The 19546-nt window shown below is 56.7% G+C and carries 18 protein-coding genes; 12 read left to right on the top strand and 6 right to left on the bottom strand.

Annotated features, from left to right (window positions below; translation table 11 throughout):
• Positions 1–295: 295 nt before the first annotated feature.
• Positions 296–847: a ribosome biogenesis factor YjgA gene (gene yjgA / locus KCR01S_RS20695; RefSeq protein ID WP_061284892.1), complete on the bottom strand. Its 552-nt coding sequence runs from the start codon at positions 845–847 to the stop codon at positions 296–298.
• Positions 848–953: 106 nt separating this feature from the next.
• Here yjgA and pmbA point away from each other — a divergent pair, with 106 nt between their 5' ends.
• The 12 genes from pmbA to KCR01S_RS20635 all read left to right on the top strand — a co-directional run bounded on the left by pmbA (position 954) and on the right by KCR01S_RS20635 (position 11788).
• Positions 954–2294, top strand: coding sequence for a metalloprotease PmbA (pmbA, locus tag KCR01S_RS20690; RefSeq protein ID WP_061284891.1), 1341 nt, complete (start codon positions 954–956; stop codon positions 2292–2294).
• A 62-nt stretch (positions 2295–2356) separates the two neighbouring features.
• Entirely contained in the window at positions 2357–2743 is a 387-nt protein-coding gene (gene cybC / locus KCR01S_RS20685) for a cytochrome b562 (RefSeq protein ID WP_061284890.1), read from the top strand.
• Between the two features lie 286 nt (positions 2744–3029).
• Complete coding sequence (locus KCR01S_RS20680; protein ID WP_061284889.1) at positions 3030–3368, top strand: glycine dehydrogenase; 339 nt, start codon at positions 3030–3032, stop codon at positions 3366–3368.
• Between the two features lie 10 nt (positions 3369–3378).
• Positions 3379–3741, top strand: a complete 363-nt coding sequence (locus tag KCR01S_RS20675) for an SFCGS family glycine-rich protein (protein ID WP_061284888.1) — start codon at positions 3379–3381, stop codon at positions 3739–3741.
• Between the two features lie 2 nt (positions 3742–3743).
• The gene (locus KCR01S_RS20670; RefSeq protein ID WP_052282428.1) at positions 3744–4043 is read left to right on the top strand and encodes a DUF4312 family protein; all 300 of its coding nucleotides are present in this window, start codon (positions 3744–3746) and stop codon (positions 4041–4043) included.
• Positions 4044–4064: 21 nt separating this feature from the next.
• Complete coding sequence (locus tag KCR01S_RS20665; protein WP_052282427.1) at positions 4065–4841, top strand: DUF4311 domain-containing protein; 777 nt, start codon at positions 4065–4067, stop codon at positions 4839–4841.
• 12 nt (positions 4842–4853) lie between these two features.
• Complete coding sequence (locus KCR01S_RS20660) at positions 4854–5498, top strand: DUF4310 family protein (RefSeq protein ID WP_052282426.1); 645 nt, start codon at positions 4854–4856, stop codon at positions 5496–5498.
• An 88-nt stretch (positions 5499–5586) separates the two neighbouring features.
• Positions 5587–6720 carry an amidohydrolase/deacetylase family metallohydrolase gene (locus KCR01S_RS20655; RefSeq protein ID WP_061284887.1) on the top strand — a complete coding sequence of 378 codons (1134 nt, stop codon included), beginning with the start codon at positions 5587–5589 and terminating at the stop codon, positions 6718–6720.
• The gene (locus tag KCR01S_RS20650) at positions 6704–7822 is read left to right on the top strand and encodes a DgaE family pyridoxal phosphate-dependent ammonia lyase (protein WP_061284886.1); all 1119 of its coding nucleotides are present in this window, start codon (positions 6704–6706) and stop codon (positions 7820–7822) included. Before KCR01S_RS20655 ends, KCR01S_RS20650 begins: the two co-directional genes overlap by 17 nt.
• Positions 7819–8559, top strand: a complete 741-nt coding sequence (dagF, locus tag KCR01S_RS20645) for a 2-dehydro-3-deoxy-phosphogluconate aldolase (protein WP_061284885.1) — start codon at positions 7819–7821, stop codon at positions 8557–8559. Before KCR01S_RS20650 ends, dagF begins: the two co-directional genes overlap by 4 nt.
• Before the next feature lie 144 nt (positions 8560–8703).
• Positions 8704–9855: a lactonase family protein gene (locus KCR01S_RS20640; protein ID WP_061284884.1), complete on the top strand. Its 1152-nt coding sequence runs from the start codon at positions 8704–8706 to the stop codon at positions 9853–9855.
• A 22-nt stretch (positions 9856–9877) separates the two neighbouring features.
• Positions 9878–11788, top strand: coding sequence for a BglG family transcription antiterminator (locus tag KCR01S_RS20635; RefSeq protein ID WP_061284883.1), 1911 nt, complete (start codon positions 9878–9880; stop codon positions 11786–11788).
• Positions 11789–11805: 17 nt separating this feature from the next.
• Here KCR01S_RS20635 and nrdG read toward each other — a convergent pair whose 3' ends face one another.
• The 5 genes from nrdG to treR form a co-directional block, all read right to left on the bottom strand.
• Positions 11806–12270, bottom strand: coding sequence for an anaerobic ribonucleoside-triphosphate reductase-activating protein (gene nrdG / locus KCR01S_RS20630; RefSeq protein ID WP_061284882.1), 465 nt, complete (start codon positions 12268–12270; stop codon positions 11806–11808).
• Between the two features lie 161 nt (positions 12271–12431).
• Complete coding sequence (gene nrdD / locus KCR01S_RS20625) at positions 12432–14561, bottom strand: anaerobic ribonucleoside-triphosphate reductase (protein WP_061284881.1); 2130 nt, start codon at positions 14559–14561, stop codon at positions 12432–12434.
• Between the two features lie 385 nt (positions 14562–14946).
• Positions 14947–16602 carry an alpha,alpha-phosphotrehalase gene (gene treC, locus KCR01S_RS20615; protein ID WP_061284879.1) on the bottom strand — a complete coding sequence of 552 codons (1656 nt, stop codon included), beginning with the start codon at positions 16600–16602 and terminating at the stop codon, positions 14947–14949.
• Positions 16603–16659: 57 nt separating this feature from the next.
• Entirely contained in the window at positions 16660–18078 is a 1419-nt protein-coding gene (gene treB / locus KCR01S_RS20610; protein WP_061284878.1) for a PTS trehalose transporter subunit IIBC, read from the bottom strand.
• A 193-nt stretch (positions 18079–18271) separates the two neighbouring features.
• Positions 18272–19219 (bottom strand): trehalose operon repressor TreR, encoded by a 948-nt coding sequence (gene treR, locus KCR01S_RS20605; RefSeq protein ID WP_061284893.1) that lies wholly within the window; start codon positions 19217–19219, stop codon positions 18272–18274.
• Between the last annotated feature and the right edge of the window lie 327 nt (positions 19220–19546).

The following is a 19546-nucleotide window of genomic DNA, read 5'->3' as shown; positions in this document are numbered from 1 at the left end:
GACAAAATTGCCGGGAGCAATGTTGAACCACGCTTGCGTTGGCCCGAAGGGCGAGTCCCAGGAATGGGACGAGTAGCGTCGAGTTTCGCCGTGCCGCAGGCTGGAGTTCGCAGGCGAACGCAGTGCGAAGCACCGATTTCGCTGCGGGGCCGCGGGGATTACTAAGGGGGTCGCGGTGACCCCCTTAGCTCGTTTACTGATGCCGATGTTTCATGTTCTACAAAACATAAAGTGAACGGAATTTTGCGTTTAACTAACGCGCATCACCTCATCAGAGAAGGCGTTTTTAAGAGACTTAATCCTGGTTTTCAGCCAGTTCGCGCAGATACTGGAAAATCTGGCGAGCGGATTTTGGCGGCTTGTTACCGGCCTTCTCTTTTTTCGCGTTACGCACCAGCGAACGCAGCTGCTGGCGGTCAGCGTCTGGCCAGAGGTTCAGCACCTCTTCAACCGCTTCATCCCCACCTTCAACCATACGATCGCGCAGCTGCTCCAGCTTATGGAACAGAACAACCTGCTGGTTGTGACGGTTTTTCAGCTTGTCCAGCGCCTGACGGAAAGGTTCTACGTCGCGCTGACGCAGCATCTTGCCAATCAGCTGCAGCTGGCGGCGGCGGCCTTCCATCTTAATACGCTGCGCCAGCTCAATGGCGGCACGCAGGTCGGCGTCCAGCGGGATTTTATCCAGGGCGTTTTTACCCAGGTCAACCAGCTCTGCTCCGAGCTTTTTCAGCTCTTCGGCATCACGCTTAATTTCACTCTTGCTGACCCAGATAATTTCATCATCTTCGTCCTCGATATCATCACCAGGGACTTCGTCGAGCCAGTCTTCGGGCTGCTTTGTCATTTCAGGCTCCTTAAAAAAGAGGCTAATACTAACAGCTTGAGCGCATACTGAGAAAGGGTTCTCTGTTAGACTTCATTTAACTTTACCTCAGATTATGGCTTAGACGATGAAAGTGATCACACAAGTTGCGGAACAACGTATTGCGCTGGAAAAAGCGGTCTCCATGGCGTTAGAGCTGGCGGCCGGTAAATCAGATGGTGCAGAAGTCGCGGTAAGCAAGACCACCGGTATTGGCGTCAGCACTCGCTACGGTGAAGTTGAAAACGTCGAGTTTAATAGCGATGGCGCGCTCGGGATCACCGTTTATCACCAGAATCGCAAAGGCAGCGCCTCTTCAACTGACCTGAGCCCGGATGCGATTTCCCGTACCGTCCAGGCGGCGCTGGATATCGCGCGCTACACTTCGCCAGACCCGTACGCAGGCGTGGCGGATAAAGAGCTGCTGGCGTTTGACGCCCCGGATCTTGACCTTTTCCACCCGGCGGAGGTGTCCCCGGACGAAGCCATTGAAATGGCCGCGCGTGCCGAACAGGCGTCCCTGAAAGCGGACAAGCGCATTACCAATACCGAAGGCGGTAGCTTTAATAGCCACTACGGCATCAAGGTGTTTGGTAACAGCCACGGCATGCTGCAAAGCTACTGCTCGACCCGTCACTCGCTCTCCAGCTGCGTGATTGCTGAGGCTAACGGTGATATGGAGCGTGACTACGCTTACACCATCGGTCGTGCGCTGGGCGATCTGCAATCGCCGGAATGGGTCGGCGAAGAGTGTGCTCGTCGCACCCTGTCACGCCTGGCTCCGCGCAAGCTGTCCACCATGCAGGCGCCGGTGATTTTCGCCAATGAAGTGGCTACCGGCCTGTTTGGCCATTTGGTCGGGGCGATTGCCGGCAGCTCGGTATACCGTAAATCCACCTTCTTGCTCGACTCACTGGGCGAGCAAATTCTGCCAGAGTGGCTGACCATTGAAGAGCATCCGCATCTGCTGAAAGGGCTGGCCTCGACGCCGTTTGATGGCGAAGGCGTGCGTACCGAACGTCGCGACATCATTAAAGATGGCGTGCTGACGCAGTGGCTGCTGACCAATTACTCTGCGCGCAAGCTGGGTCTGAAGAGCACCGGCCATGCGGGTGGTATCCATAACTGGCGTATCAAGGGCCGCGGCCTGAGTTTTGAAAAGTTGCTTAAAGAGATGGGCACGGGTCTTGTCGTCACCGAACTGATGGGGCAGGGTGTTAGCGGCATCACCGGCGATTACTCCCGCGGCGCATCCGGTTTTTGGGTTGAAAACGGCGAAATTCAGTACCCGGTAAGTGAAATCACTATCGCTGGCAACCTGAAAGATATGTGGCGCAATATGGTCACCATTGCCGACGATATTGAGACACGGAGTAATATCCAGTGTGGTTCCGTACTGTTACCGGAGATGAAAATCGCCGGCCAGTAATCACGTTTAGGGCGCATCCTGCTGCGCCCGTTTTGCTTAAATAATAAAAAAGGAAGTGAGCAATGCGTAAAAAACTGTTAGCGATGCTGGCTGTCTCTGCTTTAGCCCTCGGCTCGGCTTCGGCCTTTGCTGACCTCGGCGAAGATATGGATACGCTGGCGGAAAATCTGCAGGTCGTGCAGAAAACCTCCGATGCGGGCGAGCTGAAAGGCGCGCTGAACAAGATGCGTACCGCCGCCGTCGATGCGCAAAAAGAGACTCCGCCGAAGCTGGAAGGCAAAGCGGCTGATAGCCCGGAAATGAAAGACTTCCGCCACGGTTTCGATATCCTTATCGGCCAGATTGACGGTGCGCTGAAGCTGGCAAACGAAGGCAAAATCAAAGAAGCTCAGGCCGCGGCCGAAGAGTTTAAAACCACCCGCAACACTTATCACAAGAAGTACCGCTAAGCATTTTCCGGGAAGCGTCAGCCGACGTTTCCCGCTTTCCACCGCCAAAACTCCATCCGCTTCACACTTTTGACCCTCATTTTTCCATTCGCTTTTCCTATTGCCTTGCCCCGCATTCGTGACATTCATCACGCGAATATATCGAAATCGTGAGATTCGTGATGAATATGTGAATCAGATCACCCAGGCCGTCTGCCTTTCCACTTCGAAGTGGAAAACAACTCGCTACAAACTCACTGCCCCCGACGTTAGTTTGGTCCTCAGAGACATTAGCGGGGTAACACGAGTGAATAACGGAGCGGTAATACACGACGCAGGGGAGCAGGTGGCGCAGACCGAACAGCTGGCAGACAAGATGCTTAAGCAGGTGTTCGCACTGTTACGCCAACGCGGTATCACCCCCAACGACGTGCAGGAGCAAATGTTGACGTCCCACGTGCGGGCGATGGCCCATCGGTCGATCAGCGGTGAACCGCTGCCGGAAGTGGACGCTAGCCTGTTTGAAGAAATATCAGAAGACTCAATGAATCTGGCTCGCGACGTGGTCGCGGAATTCGGCAATCTGCCAAAAGAAGAGGCCTGGCTGCTGTCCGTCCACTTCGAAGTCGCAAAAGAAAACCTGTAAGGAGCAACACATGGAACAGATCACCGTAGTAATTGGCGACCGCCTGGGTAAAGGACAAAAAGTTGCCGCTGGCGCGGAAAAAGCCGGTGCTCGTGCAGTTGTCGTACCGGGCGTCGCCGCGGACATGAAGCTTGGCGACATGATGAAAGCGGAAAATGCCACCTTCGGCATCTCCTTCTGCGGCAGCGGTGGCGCAGGTGCTATCACCGCGCAGAACAAGCATGGCTACAAAGCGAAATACGGTATGCGTTCGGTTGAAGAGGGCGTGACCGCCATCAACGAAGGTTTCAACGTGCTGGGCTTTGGCTTTATGGATAAAGAAGAGCTGGGCGAGCGCCTGGTAGAAGCCTGGAAGAAGAAGTACAGCGCGTGAACATGAAAGAGCAATTCACCACCACGGTGAGGGTCACGGGCAAAGGCGAGAGCAAAACGCGGGCGTTCGCCGATGCCCTGAACCATGTGCAGGCCGCGGTGATGAAAACATCATCGCACATCTTATTGCGTATTGAGCCACAGGACGTGGCGGTTGTTCATGCGCGTGAAGCGGTACGAAAAGAAGCTTTCCTGTTTTTCTTTTTACGCCGTGAACGACGTGCGTACAGCGTGGAGCTGGACGTTACCGTCAACGTGACCGCCATTGATATCGATAAAGTGGATTTCGTCGCGCAAACCTGATTTTTACCAAAGGGTCAGACTATGTTCCTGATAATTTTAATAAAATCGCTCATCATCGGCGGCCTGGTTGGCGTCGGCGTGGGCGCCGGAGCGGCACGCATGTTTCATGCGCCCACCACCCAAGGGATGGGCGCATTTCGTACGTTGGGCGAGCTGAACTCCTGTGAAGGCGATCCGGCTTCCCACTTCTCCTTTGGCCTCGGCTTCTTCTTTAACGCCTGGGCTTCTTCTGTTGCAGCAGGTTCCTTCACCCAGGACGTCGATCACCGCATTATCCCGAACTGGGGGGCGGCGGCGCTGATGATCAAAAACCGCAACGTCGGTGAGACGCTGCACGATCCGAAGAAAATGGCGATTGCCTGCGGCGTGATCGGCATGATCGTCGTGGCCTTCCTTAACCTCACGGCCTCCTCCGTACCGCAGGCACTGCAGGTCACTGCCGTTAAGGTACTGGTGCCGGCGGCAAACCTGCTGGTGAATACCGTGATGCCAGTGATCTTCTGGCTGGCAGCAATTGATGCCGGTAAGAAATCAGGCTTCTGGGCGACTATTTTCGGCGGCGCTGCGCAGCTGATTATGGGCAATGCGGTACCGGGCCTGGTGCTGGGTATTCTGATTGGTAAGGGTGTGGAAGAGAGCGGCTGGCATCGCGTCACCAAGGTGATGATGGCTGCCATCGTTGCGCTGTTCGTCCTGAGCGCCTTCTTCCGCGGCTTCGACATGAAGATGATCGAATCCTTCCACCTGACCGTGCCGAACTGGCTGGATCTGATCCACAGCTCAATCAGCGGCAAATAACGGGAGCCTGACATGGAACAAAATAAAGGTTTTTGGTATGCCGACTGGTCGTTCCCGATCTTCGTTGGCCTGCTCTCCTCCGGCGTCTTTGCCGGGACACACATGTACTACCTCTACGGTATCGGCGCGTTTAACGAAGTGGCCTTCGTGGCGATGTTAAAAGCCGGGATTGATACCGGTGCTTACGGCGCGGTGGCGGCGTTTGGCGCGAGCTTCCTGTTCGCCCGTATTATCGAAGGTTCGCTGGTGGGGATCCTCGATATCGGCGGCGCTATCCAGACCGGTGTCGGCCTCGGCGTTCCGGCGCTGCTGCTGGGCGCGGGCATTATGTTCCCGGTGACCAACTTTATCGCCTCCCTGATTACCGGGCTGGTGATTGGTCTGGCGATTGGCTACATCATCATTCTGGCGCGTAAGTTCACCATCAACCAGAGCGATTCCACCTACGGTGCGGACGTGATGATGGGCGCGGGTAACGCCTCAGGGCGCTTCCTGGGCCCGTTGATTATCTTAAGTGCGATGACCGCTTCCATTCCTATCGGTATCGGCTCGCTGGTCGGGGCACTTCTCTTCTACATCTGGCAGAAACCCATTACCGGCGGCGCGATCCTTGGTGCCATGCTGCTGGGCTCTATCTTCCCGGTGGCGATTAGCTAAGTGCCCGATGGCATAGCGCTTATCCGGTCTGTAATAGGCAGGCCGGATAAGCCGCTAACGCCTCCCCCCATTTTTACAGGAGAGAGAGATGTTTGATTTACTCCTGCGCCGTGCGCGCCTCGTCGACGATACCCTCACTGATATCGCCATCCAGGACGGGAAAATCGCGGCGCTGGGCGAGATTCGCGCGCCCTCGCACAAAACCATCGAACTGGACGGCAACTACTACGTCAGCGCGGGCTGGATTGACTCCCACGTTCACTGCTATCCCAACTCGCCGATTTACCACGATCAGCCGGATAGCGTCGGTATTGCTACCGGCGTCACCACCGTGATTGATGCCGGCAGTACCGGTGCTGACGATGTGGACGATTTTTATCAGCTCACCCGTCAGGCGGCGACCGACGTCTATGCGCTGCTCAATATCTCCCGCGTCGGGCTGATTGCGCAGAATGAACTGGCCAATATGGCCAATATCGATGCCGAGGCGGTGACGCAGGCCGTGCAGCGTCACCCGGATTTTATCGTCGGCCTGAAAGCGCGCATGAGCAGCAGCGTGGTCGGTGAAAATGGCATCACTCCGCTGGAGCGGGCGAAAGCCATCCAGCAGCAAAATGGCGAGCTGCCGCTGATGGTGCACATTGGCAACAACCCGCCAAACCTGGATGAGATCGCCGAGCTGCTGAGCTCGGGCGACATCATTACCCACTGCTATAACGGCAAACCCAACCGTATTTTGACGCCGGAAGGCGAGCTGCGTGGCTCCATCGTGCGCGCCTTAAAGCGCGGCGTGCGCCTTGATGTCGGCCATGGCACCGCCAGCTTCAGTTTTGAAGTGGCGCGGCGAGCGATTGCGATGGGCATTCTGCCCGACACCATCAGCTCCGATATTTATTGCCGCAACCGCATCGATGGCCCGGTGCGCTCGCTGGCGCTGGTGATGTCTAAATTCCTCGCCATCGGCATGTCGCTGCCGCAGGTCATCGCCTGCGTGACTTCACAGGCCGCCGACGGGCTGCGTTTGTCTCACAAAGGGCGGCTGGAAGTCGGCTATGACGCCGATCTCACGCTGTTTACCCTCGCATCGACGCCGACGCTGCTGGTGGATGCCGAAAAAGAGAGCCTTCAGGCTGACAAGATTCTGCTGCCGCTTGCCGCGATTCGCGCGGGCAAGGGCTATTTGACCGAACAAGGGAGCGCGGAAAATGCCTTCAATTTTTGAGAAGTACAATCTAAAACAAGTCATTAATACCTCCGGCCGCATGACGGCGCTGGGCGTCTCTACGCCGCGTCCGGAAGTGGTCGATGCCGCAATGGCGGGGATGAATCAGTATTTTGAGATGAAGGATCTGGTCAATAAAACCGGCGACTACATTGCCAAACTGCTGGACGTAGAAGGGGCGACCGTCGTCTCCTGCGCCTCGGCGGGGATTGCACAGTCGGTGGCGGCGGTACTGGTTAAAGACAGCGACTGGCTGCTGGAAAACCTCCACGTCACGCCGATTGAGAACAACGAAATCGTGCTGCCAAAAGGTCACAACGTGAATTTTGGCGCACCGGTGGGCACCATGGTGGCGCTGGGCGGCGGCAAGCTGGTGGAAGCGGGCTATGCGAACGAGTGCTCCGCCGAGCAGTTGGCGGCGGCAATTACCCCGCGTACGGCGGCGATTCTGTATATCAAATCACACCACTGCGTACAGAAAAGCATGCTCAGCGTTGAACAAGCCGCGGTAGTGGCGCGTCATCATAATTTGCCGCTGATCGTGGATGCGGCCGCGGAAGAAGATTTGCAGTGCTATTACCGCGTTGGCGCGGATCTGGTTATCTACAGCGGCGCGAAGGCGATTGAAGGGCCAACCAGCGGTCTGGTGATTGGTAAAACCCAGTACGTTGAGTGGGTCAAGCGCCAGTCAATGGGCATCGGTCGCGCCATGAAAGTAGGCAAAGAAGGCATTCTGGGGCTGACCTGTGCCATTGAACATTATCTGACGGCGCGCAAAGAGAGCGGCGATGAGATGGTGGCCAAAATGACCCCGTTCATTGAGCAACTGAATACGTTAAACGGTGTTACCGCGCGCGTGGTGTGGGATAGCGCCGGGCGTGACATTGCCCGTGCGGAAATCAAATTTGATGAAGCCGTGACCGGCATTGCCACCGGCGAGTTGGTCAGCGCGCTGAAGCAGGGCGAATACGCCATCTATTTCCGTGGCTACAAGGCCAACGAAGGCATCATTGAAGCCGATGTCCGCAGCGTGGACGCGCAGCAGTTGGAGATCGTCTCCCGCCGTATTGCTGAGGTTCTTAACAAGGAGAAAACCGCATGAAACTGGCCCCAAACTTTTATCGTGACCGCGTCTGCCTGAACGTTCTGGCGGGTAGCAAAGATAACGCCCGTGAGATTTATGACGCGGCGGAAGGCCATGTGCTGGTGGGCGTGCTCTCCAAAAACTATCCGGATATCGCCAGCGCGGTCGCGGACATGCGTGACTATGCGCAACTGATTGATAATGCGCTTTCCGTCGGTCTGGGGGCTGGCGATCCGAATCAGTCGGCGATGGTCAGTGAAATTTCCCGCCAGGTTCAGCCGCAGCACGTCAACCAGGTCTTCACCGGCGTTGGCACCAGCCGTGCGCTGTTGGGGCAAAATGAAACCGTGGTCAACGGCCTGGTCTCTCCGACCGGCACCGTGGGCATGGTGAAAATCTCCACCGGCCCGCTGTCGAGCACGGCACCTGACGGTATTGTCCCGCTGGAAACCGCGATTGCGCTGCTAAAAGATATGGGCGGCAGCTCGATCAAGTATTTCCCGATGGGCGGCCTGAAGCATCGAGATGAGTATGTCGCGGTGGCGCAAGCCTGTGCGCGTCATGATTTCTGGCTGGAGCCGACCGGCGGTATCGATCTGGATAACTTTAGCGAAATCCTGAAAATTGCGCTGGACGCTGGAGTTAGCAAAATTATCCCCCATATCTATAGTTCAATCATTGATAAAGCCAGCGGCAATACCCGTCCGGCGGATGTGCGTCAGCTGCTGGAGATGACGAAACAGTTAGTGAAATAGTGCCGATTGCCCTTCATCCTAACCCTCTCCCCGCGAAGGAGAGGGAACCGTTTCGTGCCATGACATGGCGCAGAGGTTTTCACCTTTCCCCTTAGGGAGAGACCGGGATGAGGGGAAACCCCACCGAGCCACCAAGGAGTCACCATGCCAACCGCCCATCACCTGCTTGCCGCTTCTCTTTCGCTTCTCGCCGCTGGTGCTGTCGCCCAAACGCAGTACGCCTGGGTCGGTACCTATAATCCCAACGGTGAAGGGCTCTACCGTTTTACCGTTGACGGGAAAACCGGGGCGTTAAGCGATAAGACGCTGGTGGGCTCGCTGCCTAACGTGGCGCAGCTGACCGTCTCGCCGGATGGAAAAACGCTGTATGCCGCCAGCGAAGTGGAAAAGGGCGTGGTGCAGGCGTGGAGTATCGGCGCCGATGGCAGCTTAAGTAGCCTGAATCAGGTGGCATCCGGCGGGGCCGGGCCGGTCTATCTTTCATTGACCCCGGATAACCGTCATCTGCTGGTGGCAAACTACGTCAGCGGCTCTATTGCCGTATTGCCGGTCAAAGAGGACGGTAGCCAGGGTGAGGCGGTAGAGGTCCATCAGGATCATGGCCCGGCGGGGGCTGAACGACCGGAAGCCGCGACGGAGGGCAGCTTTGCCATCAGCGATCATAACGGCCCGCACGCCCACATGGTGGCGGCGGATCCGAGCGGGCAGTTTGTCTATTCCACCGATCTGGGGCTGGACCGGATTTATCAATACCGCCGGGACAGCGCCAGCGGCAAGTTAACGCCTAACGATCCGCCGTATATCGCGGCGTCGTCGGCAGGTGCCGGGCCGCGTCATTTTGTCTTTACGCCCGCCGGGGATGGACTATGGTTGATTAACGAAGAGTCATCCACGCTGACGTACTACCACCTCGACAAACACAGCGGCCTGCTGCGCGAAGGCCAAACGGTCTCTGCGCTGCCAAAAGAGTATAAAGGCACCAGCTTTGCCGCCGGGCTGGTACTCAGCGCCGACGGAAAGCAGCTATATGTCGCCAACCGTCTACACAACAGCATTGCCCACTTTACCGTGATGGCGGATGGCAGTCTGAATCATCAGGATGACATCTGGACCCGTGGGGATTACCCGCGCAGCTTAACGCTGGATAGCCAAGGGCGCTGGCTGTACGTCATGAACCAGCGCAGTGACAATATCACCCGCTTTAGCGTGGCGCCGAAGGACGGCAAGCTGACGTTTGCGCCGGACTATACGCCGATCGGCGGCCCATCCCAGATGGTGATTTCTGCAAAACCTTAAGTCGTAATATGAAGGAACCGACATGCGATTTCCCAACCAACGTTTAGCGCAACTCTTTAGCCTGCTGCAAAACGAAACGCTGCCGCAGGATGAACTGGCGCAGCGGCTGTCGGTGTCAACCCGTACCGTCCGCGCCGATATCACCGCGCTTAATGCGCTGTTGATGCATTACGGCGCTCAGTTTGTATTGACGCGCGGCAGCGGTTATCAGCTGAAAATTGACGATCCGTCGCGCTACCAGACGCTGGAAGAAACGGCGCCCAAGCCGCAGCATATCCCGCGCACGGCGCAGGATCGCATCCACTTTTTACTGGTGCGGTTTCTCACCTCGGCCTTTTCCCTCAAGCTTGAGGATTTGGCCGATGAGTGGTTTGTCAGCCGGGCCACGCTGCAAAGCGATATGGCCGAGGTACGCGAGCGCTTTGCCCGCTATCAGTTGACCCTGGAGACGCGCCCACGCCACGGGATGAAGCTCTTTGGTAGCGAAGTGTCGCTGCGCGCTTGTCTGACCGATCTGCTGTGGGAGCTTAGCCAGCAGGGGGCGCTGAATCCGCTCATTTGCGAAGAGGCGTTTGATGCCAGCGTGCCGATGCAGCTTGAAGAGATCCTGCAAGAGACGCTGACCCGTCACCGCGTTCGCCTGACCGATGCCGGCGAGCGTTTTCTGTGCCTGTATGGCGCGGTGGTGGCCCGTCGCGTCAGCGAGGGATTTCCGCTGGCGGATTTCAGCGCCGAAGATGTGGCGCAAAACGTTCGTGATGTCGCGCATGATGTGGCGGCCGCACTGCAAAAGCTGGCCGGAAAACCGTTCTCCGCGGCGGAAGAGGAGTGGCTGTGCGTGCATATTGCCGCGCGGCAGGTGCAGGATGTGGACCCGGAAACGATCAGCGCCGACGACGACGAAGCGCTGGTGAATTACATCCTGCGCTATATCAATCAGCAATATAACTACAATCTGCTGGACGATGCCCAGTTGCATGCGGATCTGCTCACCCATATCAAAACCATGATCACACGCGTCCGCTACCAGATAATGATCCCCAATCCGCTGCTCGATAACATCAAACAGCACTATCCGATGGCGTGGGATATGACGCTGGCGGCGGTCTCCAGTTGGGGGAAGTACACGCCTTATGCGATCAGCGAAAACGAGATCGGTTTCCTGGTGCTGCATATCGGCGTCGGCCTTGAGCGCCATTACAACATCGGCTACCAGCGCCAGCCGAAAGTGCTGCTGGTGTGCGATGCGGGTAACGCGATGGCGCGAATGATCGAAGCAATTTTGCAGCGTAAGTACCCGCAGGTGGAAATTGCCGCCACGCTCTCCCAGCGCGAGTACGAACAACTGGCGGCGATACCCGAAGATTTTGTGATCTCCACCGCGCGCATCAGCGAAAAAGATAAGCCGGTTATCACCATCGCACCGTTCCCCACCGACTATCAGCTCGATCAAATCGGCAAACTGGTGCTGGTAGACCGCACCCGGCCATTTATGTTGAACAAATACTTCGACGCCGCCCATTTCCGGGTGATTGACGGCCAGATGGATCAGCAAACGTTGTTTGCTGAGCTGTGCGAACAGTTGGAGCTGGAAGGATTTGTCGACGCCGAGTTTTATGGCTCGGTGGTCGAGCGTGAAGCCATCGTCAGCACCATGCTGGGGGACGGCATCGCGCTGCCCCATGCGCTGGGGCTACTGGCGAAAAAGACGGTGGTCTACACTGTGATTGCTCCCGACGGTATCGCCTGGGGCGACGAAACCGCGCATATCATCTTCCTGCTGGCGATCAGCAAAAGCGAGTATGAAGAAGCGATGGCGATTTACGATATTTTCGTCACCTTCCTGCGCGAGAGGGCGATGGCTCGCCTTGCGGCAACGCGGAGTTTTGATGAGTTTAAAACGGTGGCGATGGAGTGCGTCAGCCGTTTTTGAGCGGCTGACGTGAGCGATTATCGCAGGTGATGAACGACCTGATTACTGCTGCCGCGCCAGATCAGCGCCGGATCTTTTAAATCCTGTACGAACTTACCGTCGACCAGCACGTTGATAAGGTCGACGACCTCCATCTGCGCGGCATTCAGTTCGTCGAGCTTATAGCCGGTCCACACCCAGATATCTTTGCCCGGGCATTCGGCGTGAATCCGCTTCACCAGCTTGAGAATGTCCGCCACGTTTTGCGGGTGCAGCGGGTCACCGCCGGACAGCGAAATCCCCTGACGCTTAACGCGGGTATCGTTTAAATCGGCGATGATGCGGTCAGCCATCTCTGCGGTGAACGGCTGGCCGGAGTTAACCCGCCAGGTGCTCTTGTTGTAGCAGCCGGGGCATTCGTGAACGCAGCCGGAAACAAACAGGGTGCAGCGCGTGCCGGGGCCGTTGACGATATCGACGGGATAGTATTGGTGATAATTCATTTCTGCTTCTCAATTGACGCCATCGCTGCGTTGGCTGCTCACTCAAACCGAGGTCACTGACTGGAGTCAGCTTCCTCGGATTGAATGGGAGACAGATTTTCGCCCTCTCTTCAAAGAGAGGGCCGGGGTGATGGGGGAACCCCATGGTTGGCTTAGCCTAACTACCCATTCCCCAGGTGCTTCACGCGGCGCTTCACTTCTTCCTGCTTCCCGGCGTTGAATGGACGCGCGTCCGGGCTGCCGAGATAACCGCATACGCGGCGAGTGACCGAGACGCGGGCGGCGTCGTGGTTACCGCATTTCGGGCAGGTGAAGCCTTTGCTGGTGCATTCGAACTCACCGGTAAAGCCGCACTCGTAGCACTCGTCGATTGGCGTGTTGGTGCCGTAATACGGCACGTGCTGGTAGCTATAGTCCCACACATCTTCCAGCGCCTTCAGGTTGTGCTGAATATTCGGGTATTCGCCGTAGCAAATGAAGCCGCCGTTTGCCAGCGGAGGGTAGGCCGCTTCGAAATCGATTTTGTCGTACGGGTTCACCTTTTTCTCCACGTCGAGGTGGAAACTGTTGGTGTAGTAACCCTTGTCGGTCACGCCTTTCACCAGCCCAAACTCGGCGGTATCCAGACGGCAGAAGCGGTCACACAGGTTTTCGCTTGGCGTACTGTACAGGCTAAAGCCGTAGCCGGTTTCGTCTTTCCACTGATCAACCGCTTCACGCAGACGGGCGACGATGGCCACGCCTTTTTCACGCAGCATTTCGCTGTCGTACATGTGCTGGTCGCCGAACAGCGCGTTGATGGTCTCGTGAATGCCGATGTAGCCCAGTGAAATCGACGCGCGGCCGTTTTTGAAGATTTCAGAGACGTCATCGTCAGCTTTCAGACGCACGCCGCAGGCCCCTTCCATATAAAGAATTGGCGCGACGCGGGCTTTTACCCCTTCCAGACGCGCAATACGGGTCATCAGCGCTTTACGTGCCAGCAGCAGACGCTCGTCGAGCAGCGACCAGAATGCGGCTTCATCACCTTTGGCTTCCAGCGCGATGCGCGGCAGGTTGAGGCTTATCACGCCAAGGTTGTTACGCCCGTCGTGTACCTGCTCGCCGTCTTCGTTTTCCCACACGCCGAGGAAGCTGCGGCAGCCCATTGGGGTTTTGAACGAACCGGTAACCTTAACCACCTGATCGTAGTTGAGGATATCCGGGTACATGCGCTTGCTTGCGCACTCCAGCGCCAACTGTTTGATGTCGTAGTTGGCATCGCCCGGCTTGTGGTTCAGGCCATCGCGAATCGCGAAGACCAGTTTTGGGAACACCGCCGTTTTGCGGTTTTTGCCAAGGCCGGCAATACGGTTACGCAGAATCGACTGCTGAATCAGGCGCGATTCCCAACTGGTGCCAAGGCCGAAGCCGAAGGTGACGAACGGCGTCTGGCCGTTGGCGGTATGCAGCGTATTCACTTCATACTCCAGCGACTGGAAGGCGTCGTAGCACTCTTTCTCGGTGCGAGACAGCGCGTACTCTTCGGCGTTCGGGATCTGCCACTCTTCGGCAGTTTTGCGGTGCTTGTTGAAGCTGGCGGCGACGAACGGTGCCAGCACTTCATCAATACGGTTGATGGTGGTGCCGCCATAAATATGGCTGGCGACCTGCGCGATAATCTGCGCGGTTACCGCGGTGGCGGTCGAGATGGATTTCGGCGGCTCAATTTCCGCGTTACCCATCTTAAAGCCCTGAGTCAGCATGCCTTTCAGATCGATAAGCATGCAGTTGAACATCGGGAAGAACGGCGAGTAGTCGAGATCGTGGTAGTGGATCACGCCACGCTCGTGCGCCATCACCACGTCGTGCGGCAGCAGGTGCTGGCGCGCATAGTGTTTAGCGACGATACCGGCCAGCAGGTCACGCTGGGTGGGGATCACTTTACTGTCTTTGTTGGCGTTTTCGTTGAGCAGCGCCGAGTTGGTCTGCTCAACCAGACCACGAATTTCCTGGTTCAGGCGGCCGCGCTTTTCACGCTGGCTGTCGCGGTCATGGCGATATTCGATATAAGAACGGGCCAGTTGCTTATACGGCCCAGACATCAGTTGGTTTTCAACGGCGGTCTGAATCTCGTTGATATCAACCTGCGACTGGTCCTGCATTTGCTGGCTAACGATTGCTGCGACGGTGGCGCAATAGTCTGCGTCATCGACTCCCGCTGCTTTAGCTGCACGCAGAATTGCTTCTTTGATGCGCTCTGATTTGAACGGCACTTTACAGCCATCACGTTTCATCACATGCGGTGTCATGATCACTCCATTATTTATAAGAACAGGTTATCCACAGCGGTGGGAAAACAACAATTGGCCGAATAGCTCCATTCACCAATACTTTCCCCTGAGTGCGGCCCAGGTTATCCACATACCGGCTATCTTTTTCGTGATTGTCATTGTTGCAATGATAGACGATAAATACCATATGTTGGGCCGGGGAGCATTTTAAGTTCTATATGTAGTGATTTGCATCAAAGATGTTTACGCTTTTATTGATGCAGAACAAAGTAAAAATGCAAGAGTACAGATGACAGGCGCTGAGGGGATATGTAAATTTTACTGCGTAATAAATGTACAAAAATGGCCGTAAAACAGCGTGATGCAGACAGGCCCGGCAGCACAAGGCTACCGGGCCGGAGACTTAGCCCAGAAGCCACCAGATTGCTTCAAACGGGCGTAGCGTCATTGCCGCCGGTTTTTGCGCGGCATCGGGATAGTTGCTCATCAAGACGTGACCGTCGGCCAACGCGTCCGACGGCTGCCACGCCTGCGGCTCAGCGCCAAGGTTGGCTAGCACCAGCAGCGTCTGCCCATGGTGCTGGCGGCGGTAGCACCACAGCGACGGATGCTCAGGCAGCAGATCCTGATAATCGCCCCAGGTCAGCACCGGCTGCGATTTACGCAGTGTAATCAGTTGCTGATAGGCATAGAACACCGAGTCTGGGTCCGCCAGCGCGCGTTCGACGTTGATATCCGCATAGTTATCGCAGACGCCAATCCACGGTTCGCCCTGGGTAAACCCGGCGTTCGTGCTGGCGTCCCACTGCATTGGCGTCCGGCTGTTATCGCGGGATTTACTGGCCAGGATCGCCAGTAGCTCGTCGGCACTTTGCCCTTCGGCCAGCCGCTCGGCGTACATATTGTGGCTTTCTACGTCGCGATATTGTGCGATCGTCGCGAAATGCGGATTGGTCATGCCAATCTCTTCGCCCTGATAGATGTACGGCGTGCCCTGCATGCCGTGCAGCACCATCGCCAGCATTTTGGCCGCGGTCACCCGGTGTTCACCTTCATCGCCAAAACGTGAGGCAATGCGCGGCTGGTCGTGGTTACACCAGAACAGCGCGTTCCACGCTCGATTGTGCATCCCTTGCTGCCAGTGGCTGAACAGCGATTTCAGCGCCACGTAGTCCGGGCGCGCCAGCGTCCACTTCTCACCGCCGGGGTAATCGACCTTGAGGTGGTGGAAGTTAAAGGTCATCGACAGTTCTTTGCCGTCGAGCGAGGCGTACTGCTGGCAGTTTTCCAGCGAGGTGGAGGACATTTCACCGACGGTCATTAGCCCGCGCGGGGTAAACACATCGCGGCTGAACTCTTGCAGGAATTCATGGGCGCGCGGACCATCGGTATAGAAACGGCGGCCATCGCCCTGGTCATCATTGGGGAAGGACTGATCTTTGGAGATCAGGTTCACCACGTCGAGACGCAGGCCGTCTACACCGCGATCGGCCCAGAATTCGCAGACCTTTTTCAGCTCATCGCGTACCGTTGGGTTTTCCCAATTGAGATCGGCCTGCTCGGTGGCAAACAGATGCAGATAGTATTGCCCGCTGGCGGCATCCCACTGCCAGGCGTTACCGCCAAATTTCGAGCGCCAGTTGTTCGGCGGCGTTTCCGGCGTGCCGTCACGCCAGATGTAGAACTGGCGGTACGGGCTCTCTTTATTCAGCGATTCCTTAAACCACGCGTGGTGGGTTGAGGTGTGGTTCAACACCATGTCGAGCACGATGCGGATCCCGCGCTGATGCGCCTCGGCAATCAGCGCATCGAAATCGTCGAGCGTACCGTAAGAGGGGTCGATCGCCGTGTAGTTGGCCACGTCGTAGCCGTTGTCGACCTGCGGCGAAACGTAGAACGGCGTCAGCCAGATGGCGTCAATGCCGAGCTTTTGCAGATAATCCAGACGTGAGGTCACACCGCGCAGATCTCCCGTACCGCGGCCGGTGGTGTCCTGGAAACTCTTCGGGTAAATCTGGTAGATAACGCCGTTTTGCCACCAGTGAGGAAGTGTATTCATGAGGTTGTCCTTGAAGAAGGCGAAGGGGCGCAATTGCGCCCCGAACAAAGGTGAGACTTAGACCGGCAGCGTGCCCTGGCGCAGTTTGCGCTTGTACACCACCATGGTGAGGATAATCGGCACCACGACGGCGATAACCATCGCAATGCTATAAACGCCCCAGAAGGTCGGCTTAATGGACAGGATGCCCGGCAGGCCGCCAACGCCGATGCCGTTCGCCAGCACGCCGTTCAGACCGCACAGCAGGCCCGCAATACCGGAACCGATCATCGCGCAGAGCATTGGGAAACGGTACTTCAGGTTGATCCCGTACATCGCCGGTTCGGTAACGCCCAGATAGGCAGAGATAGCCGCCGGGACGGAAATTTCACGCTCGTTGCTCTTACGGCTGCAAATGATGATGCCGACAACGGCAGAAGCCTGCGCGATGTTAGACAGCGCGATCATTGGCCAGACCGGCGTACCGCCCATGCTTTGAATCATCTGCATATCAATCGCCAGCGTGGTCTGATGCACACCGGTGATGACCAGCGGTGCGTACAGGAAACCGAACAGCGCAGCGCCGACCGGTGCGAAGCTGCCGGTCATCAGGTGACGCACGGCGAAGGCCACGCCATCACCAATCCAGCGGCCGAACGGACCGATCAGGGCATGGGCGAGGAAGACGGCCAGAATCAGCGAGCACACCGGGACGACGACCAGATAAAGGTAGTCAGGAACGATGCGTTTTAGACGGGTTTCAATAAAGCCCAGCGCCAGACCAGCCAGCAGCGCCGGGATAACCTGCGCCTGATAGCCGACTTTAGCAATGGTGAACAGACCGAAGTTCCACACTTCAGGCACCTGCTGACCCAGCATGTAGGCGTTCATCAGCTGTGGAGAAACCAGCGTCACGCCGAGGACGATACCGAGAATTGGCGTACCGCCCATCTTTTTGACCGCCGACCAACAGATACCGACCGGCAGATAGAAGAAGATGGCTTCGCCAATCAGCCATAAGAAGTCATAGATGGTTTGCAAAGACGGGTGCATTTGCGCCAGCGTCTGGCCGTTGCTCATCGGCAGGTCGCCGATGACGTTACGGAAGCCTAAGATCAAACCCCCGCTGATAAGCGCCGGCAGCAGCGGGAAGAAGATCTCGGCGAAGTGCGAAATCATCTGCTCGTGCCATTTCATGTTCTGACGGGCCGCCAGTTTGGCCTGCTCCTTATCCGCAGATTTCTGACCGGTGGTGGCCAGCAGTGCCTCATAGTAGTCGCCCACTTCGGTGCCGATAACCACCTGGAACTGACCGGCGTTAGTAAAGCAGCCTTTCACCATCGGCAATTCTTCGATGGCTTTTGGGTTGGCCTTTGCCGGGTCGTTTAGCACGAAGCGCAGACGCGTGATGCAGTGGCTGACGGTGGCGATGTTGTCGCGCCCGCCGACCAGTTCGATAAGTTTATCGATGTTTTTTTGTTCTATTTTTTTGCTCATTATAGGGCCTTAAAACAGAGGTGAGATCTCCCCGATACCCGCCACTTCAGGCTGCTTGAGTCTGGCAGCCTGACGGACTCAGGATCAAAACCGTAATTAACACGCTGGAGATAAGCGTACCGGGTTTAGGTTTTCGGGAAAATGGGAACGTTCCCGAAACGTCGCGACGATCACATTAAAGCTGATATTAAGCTTAGGCCAGGATCGCGGGGATCACTATCTGATGGGGCTCGCTCTTGCCACCTATCTGGGCAATGAGCTGTTCTGCGGCGCGGCGTCCCGCCTCGGCATAGCCGGGATCGACGGTGATAATTTCCGGGTGCAGGAACTTGGTGAGGGGGGTGTTACCCACGCTCGCTAGCTGGACATTGTCGATGCGCTGCTCTTGAAGATACTTGCTGGCCCCCAGCGCGAGGGTATCGGTCGCGCAAATCAGCGCGCTGGTTTCTGGGGTGATGACCTGACGGGCAAAATCATAGCCTTGCTTCATTGCCAGACCCGGCAGGGCGGCGGTCGGCGTGAGGTGGTGCTGTTTACAGAAGGCCTGATACGCGTCATGACGACGCTGGCCGGTGGTGGCATCGCTGGTGGGAACGCCCAGGAAGCTGATGTGGCGATGCCCGAGATCGAACAGTCGCTGCATTAGTTGGCTAATCGCGCCGGTATCGTCGTAGCAAACGGAGGTAAAACCGCTGGCATCACGCGCGACCAGCACCAGCGTTGACTGCCAGGTGGTCAACATCTCTTCGGTCACGCCGGTGAAGCCAAATAAGATCACGCCGTCGATATTGCGGCGCTTCAGCATTGCCAGATGCTCCACCACTTTGTCCGGCGAAAACTGACTCTCCATCATGATGGGATCATAGCCCTGCTCGTAGAAGGCGGGCAGCATGGTTTGTACGGCGAGGTTTTCCGAAAGTGAGTCCAGACGGGTGACAATAATGGCGACCACTTTATCGCTTTGCCCACGCATGGCGCGCGCTGAGCGGGAAGGGGAGAAGCCGTGCTGCTGCATGACCTCTTCGACACGCTCGCGGGTGCGGTCGCTGACGCCGCTCTCATTATTCAGCACGCGGGAAACGGTGGATTTACCGACGCCACTCAAACGAGCGATATCTTTGATGGTCAGTCGATTTTCCAGCATATAGTTGCCTCGCGTGAATAATTTCTATCGTTAAACCTGATGGTTTACGTGCCGTTGAATTGCCATCCGTTATTATATCGCTCTAATGGTCACACACCTTATGATTTTCTCCGTATAATTCGCGGCGTTTTTCTTACCTAACTTACCGGAGGCGTTATGGATCCCGATCCCACACCTCTCTCCTGCGCGAGAGTAATTTTCCGGTAAGCCAGTTTTTGCTGCCTTACCGATGCTGTGAGGCAGTGACATCCCATTTCATGTCCCTGCAATAAAAAATGATTGCCAACAGGCTTGGGTTTATCCGTGCCCGTTGGATCGACTGCG

The sequence above is a fragment of the Kluyvera cryocrescens NBRC 102467 genome (assembly GCF_001571285.1).
Classification (GTDB): domain Bacteria; phylum Pseudomonadota; class Gammaproteobacteria; order Enterobacterales; family Enterobacteriaceae; genus Kluyvera; species Kluyvera cryocrescens.
The sequence above is the reverse complement of the archived record's forward strand: the minus strand, read 5'-3'. Positions and strand labels throughout refer to the sequence as shown.

Coding starts and splice junctions, on each gene's coding strand:
- yjgA (WP_061284892.1), bottom strand. CDS start 847: ATGACAAAGCAGCCCGAAGACTGGCTCGACGAAGTCCCTGGTGATGAT.
- pmbA (WP_061284891.1), top strand. CDS start 954: ATGAAAGTGATCACACAAGTTGCGGAACAACGTATTGCGCTGGAAAAA.
- cybC (WP_061284890.1), top strand. CDS start 2,357: ATGCGTAAAAAACTGTTAGCGATGCTGGCTGTCTCTGCTTTAGCCCTC.
- KCR01S_RS20675 (WP_061284888.1), top strand. CDS start 3,379: ATGGAACAGATCACCGTAGTAATTGGCGACCGCCTGGGTAAAGGACAA.
- KCR01S_RS20670 (WP_052282428.1), top strand. CDS start 3,744: ATGAAAGAGCAATTCACCACCACGGTGAGGGTCACGGGCAAAGGCGAG.
- KCR01S_RS20665 (WP_052282427.1), top strand. CDS start 4,065: ATGTTCCTGATAATTTTAATAAAATCGCTCATCATCGGCGGCCTGGTT.
- KCR01S_RS20660 (WP_052282426.1), top strand. CDS start 4,854: ATGGAACAAAATAAAGGTTTTTGGTATGCCGACTGGTCGTTCCCGATC.
- KCR01S_RS20655 (WP_061284887.1), top strand. CDS start 5,587: ATGTTTGATTTACTCCTGCGCCGTGCGCGCCTCGTCGACGATACCCTC.
- KCR01S_RS20650 (WP_061284886.1), top strand. CDS start 6,704: ATGCCTTCAATTTTTGAGAAGTACAATCTAAAACAAGTCATTAATACC.
- dagF (WP_061284885.1), top strand. CDS start 7,819: ATGAAACTGGCCCCAAACTTTTATCGTGACCGCGTCTGCCTGAACGTT.
- KCR01S_RS20640 (WP_061284884.1), top strand. CDS start 8,704: ATGCCAACCGCCCATCACCTGCTTGCCGCTTCTCTTTCGCTTCTCGCC.
- KCR01S_RS20635 (WP_061284883.1), top strand. CDS start 9,878: ATGCGATTTCCCAACCAACGTTTAGCGCAACTCTTTAGCCTGCTGCAA.
- nrdG (WP_061284882.1), bottom strand. CDS start 12,270: ATGAATTATCACCAATACTATCCCGTCGATATCGTCAACGGCCCCGGC.
- nrdD (WP_061284881.1), bottom strand. CDS start 14,561: ATGACACCGCATGTGATGAAACGTGATGGCTGTAAAGTGCCGTTCAAA.
- treC (WP_061284879.1), bottom strand. CDS start 16,602: ATGAATACACTTCCTCACTGGTGGCAAAACGGCGTTATCTACCAGATT.
- treB (WP_061284878.1), bottom strand. CDS start 18,078: ATGAGCAAAAAAATAGAACAAAAAAACATCGATAAACTTATCGAACTG.